This is a genomic window from Enterococcus sp. CR-Ec1 (genome assembly GCF_002850555.1).
In the GTDB taxonomy this organism is placed as follows: Bacteria; Bacillota; Bacilli; order Lactobacillales; family Enterococcaceae; genus Enterococcus_D; species Enterococcus_D entomosocium.
Window position 1 is genome coordinate 1,737,297 of record NZ_CP025223.1, and the last position, 13,249, is coordinate 1,750,545.

At 36.9% G+C, this 13,249-nt stretch carries 18 protein-coding genes; 14 read left to right on the forward strand and 4 right to left on the reverse strand.

All coding sequences use genetic code 11. The annotated features are described in order from the left end of the window. The first annotated feature begins 65 nt into the window (after window positions 1-65). The gene (fabZ, locus tag CXM95_RS08255) at window positions 66-506 is read left to right on the forward strand and encodes a 3-hydroxyacyl-ACP dehydratase FabZ (RefSeq protein WP_005226178.1); all 441 of its coding nucleotides are present in this window, start codon (window positions 66-68) and stop codon (window positions 504-506) included. A gap of 128 nt (window positions 507-634) precedes the next feature. Here fabZ and CXM95_RS08260 read toward each other — a convergent pair whose 3' ends face one another. The 4 genes from CXM95_RS08260 to CXM95_RS08275 all read right to left on the reverse strand — a co-directional run bounded on the left by CXM95_RS08260 (window position 635) and on the right by CXM95_RS08275 (window position 4,623). Beyond that, on the reverse strand, window positions 635-1,873 hold the full coding sequence (locus CXM95_RS08260; RefSeq protein WP_101698978.1) for a tyrosine-type recombinase/integrase: 1,239 nt from the start codon (window positions 1,871-1,873) through the stop codon (window positions 635-637). Window positions 1,874-2,004: 131 nt separating this feature from the next. Further along, the gene (locus CXM95_RS08265) at window positions 2,005-3,333 is read right to left on the reverse strand and encodes an LPXTG cell wall anchor domain-containing protein (RefSeq protein ID WP_101698979.1); all 1,329 of its coding nucleotides are present in this window, start codon (window positions 3,331-3,333) and stop codon (window positions 2,005-2,007) included. A gap of 165 nt (window positions 3,334-3,498) precedes the next feature. After that, window positions 3,499-4,254, reverse strand: a complete 756-nt coding sequence (locus CXM95_RS08270) for an ImmA/IrrE family metallo-endopeptidase (RefSeq protein WP_101698980.1) — start codon at window positions 4,252-4,254, stop codon at window positions 3,499-3,501. Between the two features lie 12 nt (window positions 4,255-4,266). Beyond that, on the reverse strand, window positions 4,267-4,623 hold the full coding sequence (locus CXM95_RS08275; protein ID WP_101698981.1) for a helix-turn-helix domain-containing protein: 357 nt from the start codon (window positions 4,621-4,623) through the stop codon (window positions 4,267-4,269). A 270-nt stretch (window positions 4,624-4,893) separates the two neighbouring features. On the opposite strand from CXM95_RS08275, the gene CXM95_RS08280 reads away from it, so the two are divergent. The 13 genes from CXM95_RS08280 to CXM95_RS08350 all read left to right on the forward strand — a co-directional run bounded on the left by CXM95_RS08280 (window position 4,894) and on the right by CXM95_RS08350 (window position 12,477). Continuing rightward, the gene (locus tag CXM95_RS08280; RefSeq protein WP_233499109.1) at window positions 4,894-5,100 is read left to right on the forward strand and encodes an XRE family transcriptional regulator; all 207 of its coding nucleotides are present in this window, start codon (window positions 4,894-4,896) and stop codon (window positions 5,098-5,100) included. 22 nt (window positions 5,101-5,122) lie between these two features. Continuing rightward, window positions 5,123-5,371: a helix-turn-helix domain-containing protein gene (locus CXM95_RS08285; RefSeq protein ID WP_233499110.1), complete on the forward strand. Its 249-nt coding sequence runs from the start codon at window positions 5,123-5,125 to the stop codon at window positions 5,369-5,371. A gap of 245 nt (window positions 5,372-5,616) precedes the next feature. Next, window positions 5,617-6,375 carry an antA/AntB antirepressor family protein gene (locus CXM95_RS08295; protein ID WP_101698984.1) on the forward strand — a complete coding sequence of 253 codons (759 nt, stop codon included), beginning with the start codon at window positions 5,617-5,619 and terminating at the stop codon, window positions 6,373-6,375. A gap of 363 nt (window positions 6,376-6,738) precedes the next feature. Then, the gene (locus CXM95_RS08305; protein WP_101698986.1) at window positions 6,739-6,927 is read left to right on the forward strand and encodes a hypothetical protein; all 189 of its coding nucleotides are present in this window, start codon (window positions 6,739-6,741) and stop codon (window positions 6,925-6,927) included. Continuing rightward, the gene (locus CXM95_RS08310) at window positions 6,924-7,625 is read left to right on the forward strand and encodes an ERF family protein (protein WP_101698987.1); all 702 of its coding nucleotides are present in this window, start codon (window positions 6,924-6,926) and stop codon (window positions 7,623-7,625) included. Before CXM95_RS08305 ends, CXM95_RS08310 begins: the two co-directional genes overlap by 4 nt. Before the next feature lie 3 nt (window positions 7,626-7,628). Further along, window positions 7,629-8,543 carry a DUF1351 domain-containing protein gene (locus CXM95_RS08315; protein WP_101698988.1) on the forward strand — a complete coding sequence of 305 codons (915 nt, stop codon included), beginning with the start codon at window positions 7,629-7,631 and terminating at the stop codon, window positions 8,541-8,543. Window positions 8,544-8,581: 38 nt separating this feature from the next. Beyond that, window positions 8,582-9,253: a putative HNHc nuclease gene (locus CXM95_RS08320; RefSeq protein ID WP_233499111.1), complete on the forward strand. Its 672-nt coding sequence runs from the start codon at window positions 8,582-8,584 to the stop codon at window positions 9,251-9,253. 3 nt (window positions 9,254-9,256) lie between these two features. Beyond that, window positions 9,257-10,114 carry a phage replisome organizer N-terminal domain-containing protein gene (locus tag CXM95_RS08325; protein ID WP_101698990.1) on the forward strand — a complete coding sequence of 286 codons (858 nt, stop codon included), beginning with the start codon at window positions 9,257-9,259 and terminating at the stop codon, window positions 10,112-10,114. Continuing rightward, complete coding sequence (locus tag CXM95_RS08330) at window positions 10,086-10,418, forward strand: hypothetical protein (RefSeq protein WP_101698991.1); 333 nt, start codon at window positions 10,086-10,088, stop codon at window positions 10,416-10,418. Before CXM95_RS08325 ends, CXM95_RS08330 begins: the two co-directional genes overlap by 29 nt. Window positions 10,419-10,932: 514 nt before the next feature. Continuing rightward, complete coding sequence (locus CXM95_RS08340) at window positions 10,933-11,256, forward strand: hypothetical protein (RefSeq protein WP_101698993.1); 324 nt, start codon at window positions 10,933-10,935, stop codon at window positions 11,254-11,256. Further along, a complete protein-coding gene (locus CXM95_RS19110; RefSeq protein ID WP_267892618.1) occupies window positions 11,244-11,369 on the forward strand; it encodes a hypothetical protein in 126 nt (41 codons plus the stop codon). Before CXM95_RS08340 ends, CXM95_RS19110 begins: the two co-directional genes overlap by 13 nt. Before the next feature lie 260 nt (window positions 11,370-11,629). Then, entirely contained in the window at window positions 11,630-12,127 is a 498-nt protein-coding gene (locus CXM95_RS08345) for a hypothetical protein (RefSeq protein WP_101698994.1), read from the forward strand. A gap of 137 nt (window positions 12,128-12,264) precedes the next feature. After that, window positions 12,265-12,477, forward strand: coding sequence for a hypothetical protein (locus CXM95_RS08350; protein ID WP_101698995.1), 213 nt, complete (start codon window positions 12,265-12,267; stop codon window positions 12,475-12,477). The last annotated feature ends 772 nt before the right edge of the window (window positions 12,478-13,249 follow it).

The following is a 13,249-nucleotide window of genomic DNA, read 5'->3' on the forward strand; positions in this document are numbered from 1 at the left end:
TTCCGCTGAACTATGATACTTTGATAATCAAACTATAATAAATTCTTAAGCAAGGAAGGGAAACCATGAAAAAACTATTGACTGAAACAGAAGTCATGGATTTGATTCCAAATCGCTACCCAATTATATATATTGATTATGTCGATGAAATCGAGTCTGGCAAAAAGATTATCGCAACGAAAAATGTTACTATCAACGAAGACTTTTTCCAAGGTCATTTTCCGGGAAATCCAGTAATGCCGGGTGCCTTGATTTTAGAAACATTGGCACAAGCAGGATCGATCCTGATCTTGAAATCCGAGGAATTCCAAGGTAGAACGGCGTATATCGGCGGCATCAACAAAGCCAAATTCCGTCAAAAAGTTGTTCCGGGAGATACTATGAAACTTGTTTTTGAGATCACCAAAATCAAAGGCTCCGTTGGAACTGCTGATGCGGTAGCGACAGTGGATGGCAAAAAAGCTGCTGAGTGCGAATTTACCTTTATTGTAGGCGACCAAAAGTAAAAAACGATTTAATTTGTTTGTTTATCGATAGCCAAGAATGCTTATAAAATAGTATTCTTGGCTATTTGGTGATTGTAACAACGATAAATGTGAAAGTAGATGGTGATTGTTTTGGTGATTGATAGGAGTTAGTGAACTAAAGCGTTTTGTTTAGATATTAGATATGTTTCGAGCTTATCTACAGCTCGCTCCTTTATTTCTGGGGTTATATGAGCGTATATGCGGGTAGTTTTGGCGTCTGTGTGTCCTAGAAGCTCTCCTATATCATCAAGGCTAACACCAGCTTCTCTGAGCCTCACAGCATAGGTATGTCGACCGTCGTGTACTTTTATTTTAGGGAGATCTTGTGATTCAATTATTCTGTTCATTGCTGGATTAATCGCTTGCCCACGGAATGGCGTACCGATTTCGTTGTTATAAGCGGTTTTGAGAAATATAAACTGGTTTTCACCGGTATAAGGCAAGTGACCAAAGATTCCTATTACATAGTTCCGATAGGAGAGGAGAGCTTGCTTCATCCTATTAGTCATAGGAAGATCACGTATACTAGAAATTGTTTTAGGATCATCCACTACGTAGGTCCATTTCTTTTTGTTTTCGGCTGCAAAAATTCGAGTACGACGTATATGCATAACGTTTTTGCTGAAGTCGATATCTTTCCATTCCAAACCTAGCGTTTCGCCTTTTCTTAAACCTTGATCGAAAATAGTTAGAAAAATAGGATACCAAGCAGGATCTTTCTGATTCCGTGCTTCTTCCAAAAATATTTCTGTTTCCTGGTAGGTGAAATAATGTAGGGTGTCATCTTGTTTCTTTTTTGGAAACGAAACACCTTTTGCTGGATTATTTTTCATTATTCCCAACACTACAGCCTGATTAAAGGCACTAGAGATTAAGTCATGTACTTTTTTGACTGAACCTAATGATAAGCCATTTTTGTCTTTCCCGATATTCTTATCGCACATAAGTGAATTTATGTACTTTTGATGGATGCGTGTATTGTATTCGCTTAAAACATAATTTCCAATATAAGGTATTACATAAAAGTCGATAGTTTGCCTATAGTTGATTTTTGCACCCAATTTCAAGTTAGGTTTATAGACATTTAACCATTCATTTAGGTAATCTTTGATTTTTACTCTGCTCGGGTTGTGATGAATGTATTCCTCATCCGCAAATTCACCTTCAGTAACTCTTTTCCATTTTTTTGCATCTGTATAAGTAAGGAATCCTTTTTTGTGCTTTTTTGATTGTTTTCCTGTGCCTTTATCAACACCATTAAAAGCATAGGCTTCGTATCTTAATTTGCCATTTTTTAGATAGTAAGGGTATATCCCATCACCGGATGTGGTTTTATTCTTGACCATATGAAATTAAATCCTTTCATACAAGATTATTTTTTTTTAATATTAAAGATACTAAACAATTATTTTACAGTACAAGTTTTTATGAAATTCGAATGTACGTTCTTTTAGCGTTAAGAAGAAAAGCCCGAAGGCTAATCTAATTTATTAAATTGCTTTTTCTTAAATAAGATGTATGCACCAGCAGCGAAAATTCCTAATCCAATAATGGAAATAGTTGCTGACTGTTGGGAACCTGTAGCCGGTAACTTAGATTGTTTCGAATTACTTCTAGTCTGTTTGTTTGTGTTTATATTTTTAGAGCCATTAATAGAACCGTTATTAGATCCACTAGCTGATTTATTATCATCATTTGTAACATCATCGGGTTCAGTAGAGTCGTCTGGATCGCGATCTTTTACCGTTTGACCAGTTATTAGTATTTCTCCTGTAACTGAGATTCTTCTTCCTTCTTCTTCACTAAAATCATAGCTCACTTCAAAAGTATACTTCCCAGGCAAGCTTCGATTGATTAATGAAACTGCTGATCCATTTTCATCTGAGGAAGTTAATCCTTTTGAAATAGCATCTTTTTCAGTGTAAACTGTTATGTCATCAACCTTGCTAGTTTTTAAAAGTTCATCTAGATCAAAATGATAATTTTTACTATCTTTAGGAACGTAAACCATATCCGAGAATATAACAAATTCCAAGTCCTTTTTATTGTTGTCAAATTCAACAAGTTCTTGTAATTCCTTCATGGAAATTGTTGAGTAAGGTTTTACAGAAAAATTATTACGTTGATTAATAAATTTTAGATTTGGTAGTTTTTCAGGTTCTTCTACTATAGGAGGCTCAGGCTCTGGTTCAGGATCGATCACTATAGGTGGTTCCGGTTCAACCGGTGTCTCAGGTTCGGGATCGGGATCAATAACAGGGGGCTCAGGCTCTACCGGTGTCTCAGGTTCAGGAACCCACCTATTGTGAACTTGTAGAAAGGAGTAGGATGATCCATGCTCATTAGACACAGTAAGTGAATAATAAGTTCCTCCACCGTGTGTTAAGTTAATCATGTCGATAAAAGGCGAGCTTCCGTTAGCTGCAGTGAAGCCAAGTCGCTTTGCATATTCTTCATCAAAACTGTAAAGATCATCAAAGTTTGCTTTTTTTAGTACTCTGTTAAGATCATGATAGTAATACGAATTTTCACCTTTAATCACATAAACTGAGTGCGATTCAATTGTGAGTTCGAGCTCATTTTTATTCCCATCATATTCAACATAGTCTAGTAATTCTGCTTTCGTTAACAAACCATCGTCTTCTTGCCATATCCATATACGATCTTCTTTAAACTCAGGAATCGGGATCTGTATTTCCTTAACCTGATCATTGCTATCAATTAAAGAGACAGTTGCAGCATTCGTAATCACGGGTGGGGGAAGCGTGAGCATTGCTGAAAACATTAGAGCGGTAATCTTTTTCATTTTGTTAAAATCCTCCTATCTTACTTCCCTTTCAATAAACGTGCGATATTTGTGAAATATCTTCAAAAAACTTTTATGGTTTTCTCCTTTCTGGTAAAATTGTGTTTGTAAGGTTAAAAAAATTTCCTCCTTGAAGTGTGCAGCTTCTGTGGGGGATTTTTGCGTTTATCGGTAGTTGTTTTTACTCATAGCCATTAGTGACTGCAGGTGAGTTATGCCATCGTTACCATATACTTCATCTTTATAGGGTAATAAATAGTTAAAGAATGCTACTTTTGGATTTAAACCAACATCATATATTAGGTAATTATTTATTCTGTTGTGTAGAGCTTTACGACTAATACAGTGTTTAACTAAAATTCGATCAAATGATAAACCTTCATCTAGGTACTCAATCAATTTTTCATTGTTTAGATAAAGAATCGATGCGATTACGTTTGCCTCATCTTCAAAGGGGAGTATTTCATCTGGATAAAACCTGTCTACATCCACAGATGCAAATATCTGCATATAATCTCTATCTGAGCAATGAAAATATATATGAACTAGTTCATGTAAAAGAGTAAAAATCATACGTTGCTTGCTATTATATTTGCGAAGAAATAATTTAAATCGTGAGCCCGAAGCACTAGAGACAGTAAAGCCTGATACTCTCTTACTAAAGGCTTTGGTTACTTCAATTACTTCAGGATGGATGAAATCGTGTTTAGAATTAATTGGGCAGGGTTTGTTATCAAAATAAACGACTCCAATATCAAATTTGTTACTAAAATAATCAATGATTGTCAGATAGGTAATTTCAGATATGGGCGTTTGTGCCCAATCTGAAATACTATTTAGTAAATCGTAAGCATGCGTGGAATATAAGTTATAGTCTAGATAATCAATCTCTCTGTACTCATAAGTTTCGTGATTATACATAAGCAGCAGTCCTTACTTCTTTTTCTTATCTCTCTCGAAGAGATCTCTAGCTACAGACATAAGTTTGTCTAGGGATTCATTGAATTCTTTTTTTTCTTCTGAATCCATATCTGCGGTATTTTTCCGGAACATTACGATTAGTTCATCTTCCTCAGGATCTAACTCTACTTTTTTGGAATCATCTCTTCCCAATAGGTAATCTGTAGTGACGTTGAAGTAATCAGCTACTTCTTTTAGTTTATCTGCATTGGGAGTACTCTTTTTCCAAGTATAAAAAAGATTCTCTCCATAACCAAGTTCTAAAGCGACTTGCTTAAGGTTTTTCCCCCTTTTTTTTGAAAGCTCTTTTAGGCGATCAAACAAGGTCATTTAAAGCCCTCCATGCTAACTTCGAGAAAAAAAGTATCGAAAACAGTTGAAATTAATTTGACAAAAGTACTGTTTGCGGTTATAGTTATCTCGTAAGCAAGAATATTTACAAAATAAATTACTAAATAGAACCCATTAAAACCGCTCCCCAGCAAGTATTAATGTGTGAATTAGGTTTATTCTGTATGTTTATATTGTACTGTAAACAATACTTTTTTGCAATAAAATTTGTAAATATTCTTGCCAATAACTGTAAGTGAGGTGAATCAAGTGAAGAAAAATGACGTAAGAGTAGGGTGTGAGGTAATGACCTTAAAAAAAGAGGTTGATGTTTTTCTTGCTTTAAAAAGTAAGACACGATCGTGGTTAGCAAACAAGTTAGAAATTAATGAAGGTTATCTTTCTCGTATCTTAAACGGTCGAGATGAACCAAAGCATCAAATTGAAAGAATCAAAGAATACATTGAAAAAAATTGAAAGTTTGAGAGGAGGATATTGAATGGGAGTGCAGATTTCCAAAGCAAAGCCTATTCAAATTATTAATACTCAAGGGAAACCTAAAAGTAAACAAACCAAAGTTGATTGGAAAAAAGCTAAATTCGTAGCTAGCTATCTTGGTGTGAGCTTAGCTACAGTTTCGAGGTGGACTAACCAAAAAGATGATCCACTACCTAGTAGAAGGCTCCGTGGTGTCTTGCAATATGATTTGGACGAAGTTAAGAAGTGGGAAATTAAAAATTCTCAATAACTTATTGGAGGGAGTAACTGTGCCAAGGAAAAAGCAAAACAAGAAAAATGTAACAACTGATAGTCCATATACTTTTGAGCAAGAAGTTAGTTGCAGAAGCTATTCAAACTTGCAACACCTTGTCCATGAAAAAAGAGGCTTGATAAGCGATTGGCAACTTGTAGCGTCTCGTTGTGAACTTGAACAATACCAAAATCTGCAGTATCAAAATAGGCTTAATCGCCAAATAAACATGAGGTGAAATAATGAAAGAGTTAGTCAAAGTTACAATTGATGCAAACAATGATCAGTTAGTTAGCGGTCGAGAATTGCATGGATTTTTAGAGGTAAAGGACAACTACACGGATTGGTTTAAGCGAATGATTAAATATGGATTTGAAGAAAATATCGATTTTGTTAGTTTCTCGGAAAAATCCGATAAACCTTTTGGAGGTCGTCCGCAAATTAACCATTCTCTGAAATTAGACATGGCGAAAGAAGTTTCAATGATTCAGCGAACAGAGAAAGGAAAGCAGGCTAGACAGTATTTTATTCAAGTCGAAAAAGAATATACGCAGCACCAACTTGATACTTCGAAACTTAGTCCAGAGCTGCAAATGTTCAACGGACTGTTCCAAGCTGTCGCTAGTCAAGAAATGGCAACAAAGCGTCTTTCGACAAAAGTAGATAGTATCTCTGAGATCGTTGCTCTTAATTCTACTGATTGGCGGAAGGATTCTAGACAATTGATCAACCAGATTGCAAAAACCCAAGGCGGATACGATGCTTATCGGGAGATCCAATCTGACATTTATCAAGAACTTGATCGGCGCGCTGGTTCTTCTTTAAAAATCCGTTTGACAAATCTACGGAATCGAATGGCTGGAGAAGGTGCCACAAAGTCACAACGAGATAAAACAAGCCGTTTAGACGTTATTGCACAGGACAAACGTTTGTTGGAAATCTACTTGGCAATTGTTAAAGAATTTGCGATTAAGTATGGCGTTTGGAATAACGAATTTTAGGAGGATCATCATGATTAAAAAGCTATGCATTTGGTATCTGAGAATCACAGAAACACCCGTATTCCTCAATTTAGAAACGGTGGATGGGGACATCAATCTTGCCGCAAAAAAAGGACCGGTTTTCCTAAGTGCGGATACTGGCCCCTATGGAGTATTCCTTAATTACAAAAGCAAAAGGAAGGTGAGACGGTATGACTAGAACAGAAGCTTTGCGCATCGGTAAAGTCATTGCTGATCGCATGTATGAGGTTGAAAAGCCATCTATTTTAGCTAAACAACATATTGAACGAATGAAACAAAAAAAGTGACTCAGCCGACCAAAGCATTGAGTCACAAACAAAATGTATTTAAGGAGAGTGTAACATGGATCAATTTGACAGTCTAGGGGCAAAACAGTTGCCAACTGATGAACCGGATCCGATTGCGTTTGATTGGCGTGGAAATCCTCTTTTCCAAGGTGAACTAGTCTATTCCATTGATGATCAATTCATCCATGAGGATGATCTGTTGGAGTATTGCAAATCAAAACTAGGAAAGCCGGTGCCGCTATGAGGGAATTAGAACTGACTTTTAATCAGAAACTGCTAAAAATCCAAGCGGAATTAAAGGTCCCAAAAAGTAATTATAGCGACTTTGGAGGATACAACTTCCGAAATGCAGAAGATATTTTGAAAGCAGTAAAGCCACATAATTTAAACAATGGACTTTTGCTGACTTTGACAGATATACCTATTTTTATGGATGGTCGCTTTTATATTAAAGCTACTGCAACACTAACTGATGGAAAGGATTCGCTAAAAGTGGAAGCTTACGCCCGAGAAGCTGATTCGAAACCTAAAATGGATGATAGCCAAGTGACTGGATCGGCATCTTCATATGCTCGTAAATACGCGCTACAGGGCATGTACCTGATCGATGATGGAATTGATTCGGATTCATTAAATGATGGTGAGAATGAACCAGAAAAGTCCGAGCAAGAAGTCTTTTTCGATTACTTTAAGTTTTATGCCAACGGAGTTGCGGAATTGACTAATAAGCCGTATGAAGAAATCGAGGCGAATGTCTTAGGTGTCAATACTTTTGCTCGATTGGAGGATGTGAGTCCTGATATGTATGCACAGGTAATCGGCACTGTCAAAGCAATGGGCAAAAGAGCTGAGTTGCAGTTAAAGGAGAACGAAACAGCTGCAAAAGTGACTGAGAAACCAACTTCGGCACCACAAACGACAAACTTTACATGGGGGAAATGATAAATGAATGAATTAATCAAATCTGATACAAAGATTCAGATTGATTTCAAACCAAGTGCGATTGAAATCAAAAATGAAGCTGAGTTAACTGAACTCGTTACTAATACTGTTAAACATTACAAAAGCCTTGTTTTTTCCGAGGGAGATATCGAAGGTGCAAAGCATGCACAAAAATCTTTGACAGACAAAATCAAGCTTCTTGAAACCAAGCGCAAAGAAATAAAGAGCGAATACTCAGCGCCCTTAGAAGCTTTTGAAAAGAAAATCAAAGGGTATGTCAATCAAATGGGAGAAGCTAAAGAGGGTATTTCCGAAAGTTTAAAACAATTCGAATCAACGGAACGAGATGCACGTCTTGAAAAGGTGCAAGCGAAAATTAATGAATTGTGCGCCGTTGTCGGAGTTGATCCAAAAGATATTCAAATCCCTGATAAATGGACTAATAAGGGAGCTTATACAACAACCAAAGGAGAGTTGAAAAAAGCAATTATCGATGAAATCACAGGAACGATCAACGGAATTGTCGAGAAGCGTCAACAAGCAGCTGTCAATAAACGAATCGTAGAGGGGTATGCGAAAGCAGCTCAATTAGATCCTGTTTCATGGGTAATTCTACTTGATCAGGGACTTACTGTTGATGACATCATGTCGAAAATTGACCAAGTGGTCGCAGAACAAAAAGCTCGTCTTGCCAAAGCAGAAGAAGTCGTTCAAGTAGTCAGACAAAAAGAGCACGTTCCCTCGGTACCAATTGATAAGGATACAGGTGAAATCCAAGAAAGCCCAATTGAAGAAAAGGAAACTTCGAGTATCGGAAAGGTCGTAACTTTAAAACTAAAAGGAACCGACGATCAATTCTTTTTGCTAAATAAAACAATTGTCAAATTAGGAATTGAAGTCGTCAATGTGAGCGAATAATGCTAGGCAAGGTCATTTATCACGAAGGTAATCGATTAATGATTGAGTTTGAAGAGGAAATCAACCCAGAGTTTTTAAAGTTACTTGCACGAGACAAAGAAAATCTTACGGATGTGAAGTTGATTGATAATGAGCCAAAGTCTGCAAGACAAAATGCTTTGGCACACGCATTGATCAAAGATATCGCAAAGCATCAGGAATGGCCATTGCACAAGGCAAAACAAATGTTGAAAGACTTGTACAAAGAAGGTCAGGGCATTGAATTCAGCCATGCTGAAGCATCAATGACTGAAATGAACACTTGGGTCGAGTTTCTGATTGAACATGTCCTAAGCGAAGGAATTTCTCTTCCTAAACGATATAGCTATTTATTAGAGTACGAGAAGTTCTTTTATTATTGCTGTAAGTACCGCAGGTGCTGTATATGTGGGAAGCCACATGCCCAGATTCACCACGTGAAGGCAGTGGGTAAACGAAACAGGAACAAGGTAAATCACCGATTATTCCCATTCGCAAGCTTGTGCTGGGTGCATCACAATATCGCTCATGCGATTGGGGAAATCCAGTTAATTAATGAATTTTTGATTACGCCTGTCTATTTGGACAAGGAAGCGCTGATTAAGATTGGAATTATGAACAATGCTCAGATCTTACGATTTGATAAAGAATATGAAACAGAAGAAATTTTCAAGAAAGCTATAGAGGGTTGAGGCATGGCGGATAACAAAAAATATTATTACTTGAAATTAAAGGATAACTTTTTTGATAGTGACGAAATGATTATTTTGGAAAGTATGCCTGACGGATATATCTATTCAAATATTTTGTTAAAGCTATATCTAAGAAGTCTGAAATATCAAGGAAGATTAATGTTTAACGATAAAATCCCCTTTAACTCTACAATGTTGGCTCAGGTAACAAGGCACTCAGTTGGAGATGTTGAAAAAGGAATACAAGTTTTCAGTGATCTCAGATTGATAGAGGTTTTGGACAATGGAGCGATCTATCTAGCGGACATTCAGAATTTTATTGGTGAATCGTCAACAGAAGCTGACAGAAAAAGAGGATACAGACAACGAATAGAGTTGGAAAAACAAGCTTTGTCAACCAATGGACAAATGTCGGACAAATGTCCGGACAAAAATCCACCAGAGATAGAGATAGAGTTAGAGAAAGATATAGAGATAGATAAAGAGATAAAGAGAAAGAAAAAAAAGCCAGTCCGTCATAAATACGGTGAATATAAAAATGTTCTCTTGAGTGATGACCAAATGGAAAAGCTCAAATCTGAATTTCCAAACGATTGGGATCAAAGAATCGATCGAGTTTCTGAATACTGTGAAGTCACAGGAAAGTCTTACAAGAATTATTTAGCCACAATCAGAGCGTGGGCGAAGAAGGACAAACAGCCCAACAATCAAGCTGTTCGGAAACAACAAATATTTACGAGAAATGAAACATTGCCGGAATGGGCGACCGAACCAATCGATTATTCTACGAATAAGCCGAAAGTGACCGAAGAAGATCGGAGGAGATTCTTAAATGTCTCAGACAGAGAAGAGGGATTTTAGTAAGCCGGTCAAATTAATTCATAATCTCTTGCCCAAAGAGCAGCAGAAGCTAATGGAGTTTCCTTTGGATTCTATGATTGGGTACGTAGAAGAGACTGGTGATACTGAGGGGAAAGGTGCTGAAGCAAAATTTCGAACATTTATGTTGCTATACCGCCACTGGCTAATTTCAGAAAAAAAAGTCCCCGCGGATTATTTTGGCAATAGTTTTATTCAAGCGACAACTGATGAATTGTGGGATGAGGCTCAGCGATTGTATAAGAAATTAAAGGGGGAGAAAATCGATAGAAAAGGAAAATCGTAAGCGACGGCGTGAGGAACTCTATCGTTTAGTTGCTTTAGCCGAACATCCGGATTTTGAAACGAACCCAAACATAAGAGCGGAGTGGGAACGACTCAAGGGAGGCAACGAGTATCCCACTCCCAACATGGCAAATGTTCAGGTAGAAGTGCTATACGAAGGAAATGTTATTTTCACTGGTTATAGGGAAGAGGTCCGCAAAGAATTTGGAATCAGTCACTCGAATATGAGCAGGAAGTTGCGATGGAATCGACCTGACCGAAAAAAGCGGTATTACCGGATAAAGGATTAAATCAGAAGGTGTCCCACCCTAACATAGGAGGTGTCCCACCTAGTGCCGACAAAGAAAAAACGCCCTAGATATGCGCTGGATGATGACACAATAAAGAAGCTTGAGTGGTTATGCAAGCAGCATCAGAAGCGGGCAGGAAAACAGAAAGTGTATCCAAAGGATACGTTGACGGAACTCATAAACAACGATTTTCAAATCAGGAAACGGTTTGGATAGGAGGAGCGTATGTTAACCAAACAGCAAAAATTATTTTATCGACGTAGAATGATTTTTATCATCGGGGATCGAACTGTTGAGGAGATCCCAAAAAACGAGTTGCAAAAAGTCCAACAGATCGGCAAATTAATAGGATCGCCGATCATGGATCATTCAAGGCCACTAAAGCCAATCGATTTATACACATTTACCTACGAAGATTATATGGATTTAATTGATGAGGGCTATAGTGTGAAAGCAATTATCAATGCATTAGGGATCAGTAATTACCGATGGATGAAATGGCGATTAGAGAATGTGCCAAAGGAGGAAAAAAGTGAATGTCACAAGTAGTGGATGATATGCTTGAAGGATTTATCTGTCAGACATGTGGCAGTTTTGTCGACGGAGAAGCGCCTGGATATCCAAGAGACTGTAAGGACTGTGAAAGTGAGGCGGATGAATGAATCTATTTTTATTCTTCTTAGGAATCATTGTTCTAACGAGTGTTACCAATCTTGCGGAAGAACGAGAACATCGTAACAAAGCAATTCATGCCATCGTGATATTAGTTACGTTGGTAATAATGTGGAGCATGATCAGGTAGAAAGATTCGTTTTGGAGTAAATAAGATGGAAGTAGAAAATCTAGAAACGCTGGCAGCAATTTCGGCACGAGCAGAGGAAAAAGCGTTGGCAGTTTGGGATTAAAAACTGGAGGCAGGGCTATGAGAACCGTGATTCAAGGAAAAGAAATAACAGTGACATTAAAAACTGCAGGTAGAGATTTGTCGACACAAGAGATTGTGATGGGCCATCAGCTGGCCACCGGAAATTTCGAAGCGTTGTTTGTTAATGACGATTCGGATGATCTGAATCGTTCTGATCAAGAGCCAGAGCCTTTGGCAAATGAGACGAAAAATAGTAGTGATTCTGGTAGCAAACCAGCATGGATTGAAAAAGGGGAAACTGTATCAGTGGAAATCACGTGTCCTTTTTGCGGCTTTTATGGGAAGGCTCACACTAGATGGGGAAATTCATTTTCGAAATGCAAACATTGTCAAGAGAAACTCCATAACAAATTTGCGACAGGTGTAGCTGGCGAAAAAAATTCATGGGGATGCGTTTATACTGCTAGTGAACCGATGATTTTCAAAAATGAAGGCAATCCTTTCGAGGAAATTTTTGAAGAGCCAGATAGTAAATCAGCGGAGATAAGTGAATGAACAGACTATCAGTAATCGGTTTTGTTTTTTGCGTGATCATCATTTTCGTTGGTGTAATTACATGTAAAAAAGCTTTGGGTGATGATTGCCCTTTTTTTAGGGGAGACACAGCAGGCTAGAAAGGATGTTTTTTGAAAGTGACTACTTTTAATATCAGCTGGGAACGAAGACAACAAGTGTCATTAGAAATTGAAGCTGAAAGTATTGAAGAAGCGTATCAGAAATGGTCCAACGGTGAGTATCCCGATAATGTAGATGTTGATGATGAGGATATACTTTCAAATTACGTTGATATTGATAGTGAGTCCTATTATCTGGATCACGTTGCAAAAATAGAATCGGGGAGTTAACTATCATACGAGATAAGAATCTATAAGTTTTTTAAAGGATCACACATGAATGTAACTAATTTAAAAAAAGTTCTTTTGAAAGTCTGTTTAGCAGGGACATCTTCACCAACTAACTTATACAAACTATTAAAAAGTGACAATAATATGCATATCATCAGGCAAATTAATACCAAAAAAAAGATAAAAAGAAGAGATAAAATCATAACTTTTAGGGCTTGCATAGGTACTCCTTAACTAATTGTTGTTAAGGGGAATATTATCATAGTATCTATTTACTTGTCGTGACACTAATATAACAAATTTGAAAGATAGCCGCTTACAGTTAAAACAACAAATCAACCTTTTTTGATTTTCTTTTCATAAGCTTGAGTAAAGAGGATAGTAAAAAAATAGCCAAAAAAAAGACCGGAAAATATAAAAAGATGTTTCAAGAATGTAGAAAAAATCAAGGTGATTTCAGTGAACAAACTAACCACACCAACCATAGGTAGAAAACAAAATAAAGATAAAAAAAATTTTTTAAAATAATTTCACAATGCTACTCCTCTAAAAATATTTTGAAGAAACTTTCATCGTATAATCATTTTCAAAAATATCACATATCTTTATATTTTTGTAAGGAAAAATTATTTCATACCATACAATATACATTTCTCTATCATAGATACCTTGAAGCAATAAGTCGTTTATATCTGTGCTATTTGAATCAAATAAATCACATATATCAATTCTCTTACAGTTATCCATAAAAGCACCTTCGAAGTAAAGGATA

Excerpts from the sequence above, each read along its gene's own strand:
- fabZ (WP_005226178.1), top strand. The coding sequence starts at position 66 with ATGAAAAAACTATTGACTGAAACAGAAGTCATGGATTTGATTCCAAAT.
- CXM95_RS08260 (WP_101698978.1), bottom strand. The coding sequence starts at position 1,873 with ATGGTCAAGAATAAAACCACATCCGGTGATGGGATATACCCTTACTAT.
- CXM95_RS08265 (WP_101698979.1), bottom strand. The coding sequence starts at position 3,333 with ATGAAAAAGATTACCGCTCTAATGTTTTCAGCAATGCTCACGCTTCCC.
- CXM95_RS08270 (WP_101698980.1), bottom strand. The coding sequence starts at position 4,254 with ATGTATAATCACGAAACTTATGAGTACAGAGAGATTGATTATCTAGAC.
- CXM95_RS08275 (WP_101698981.1), bottom strand. The coding sequence starts at position 4,623 with ATGACCTTGTTTGATCGCCTAAAAGAGCTTTCAAAAAAAAGGGGGAAA.
- CXM95_RS08285 (WP_233499110.1), top strand. The coding sequence starts at position 5,123 with ATGGGAGTGCAGATTTCCAAAGCAAAGCCTATTCAAATTATTAATACT.
- CXM95_RS08295 (WP_101698984.1), top strand. The coding sequence starts at position 5,617 with ATGAAAGAGTTAGTCAAAGTTACAATTGATGCAAACAATGATCAGTTA.
- CXM95_RS08305 (WP_101698986.1), top strand. The coding sequence starts at position 6,739 with ATGGATCAATTTGACAGTCTAGGGGCAAAACAGTTGCCAACTGATGAA.
- CXM95_RS08310 (WP_101698987.1), top strand. The coding sequence starts at position 6,924 with ATGAGGGAATTAGAACTGACTTTTAATCAGAAACTGCTAAAAATCCAA.
- CXM95_RS08315 (WP_101698988.1), top strand. The coding sequence starts at position 7,629 with ATGAATGAATTAATCAAATCTGATACAAAGATTCAGATTGATTTCAAA.
- CXM95_RS08320 (WP_233499111.1), top strand. The coding sequence starts at position 8,582 with ATGATTGAGTTTGAAGAGGAAATCAACCCAGAGTTTTTAAAGTTACTT.
- CXM95_RS08325 (WP_101698990.1), top strand. The coding sequence starts at position 9,257 with ATGGCGGATAACAAAAAATATTATTACTTGAAATTAAAGGATAACTTT.
- CXM95_RS08330 (WP_101698991.1), top strand. The coding sequence starts at position 10,086 with ATGTCTCAGACAGAGAAGAGGGATTTTAGTAAGCCGGTCAAATTAATT.
- CXM95_RS08340 (WP_101698993.1), top strand. The coding sequence starts at position 10,933 with ATGTTAACCAAACAGCAAAAATTATTTTATCGACGTAGAATGATTTTT.
- CXM95_RS19110 (WP_267892618.1), top strand. The coding sequence starts at position 11,244 with ATGTCACAAGTAGTGGATGATATGCTTGAAGGATTTATCTGTCAGACA.
- CXM95_RS08345 (WP_101698994.1), top strand. The coding sequence starts at position 11,630 with ATGAGAACCGTGATTCAAGGAAAAGAAATAACAGTGACATTAAAAACT.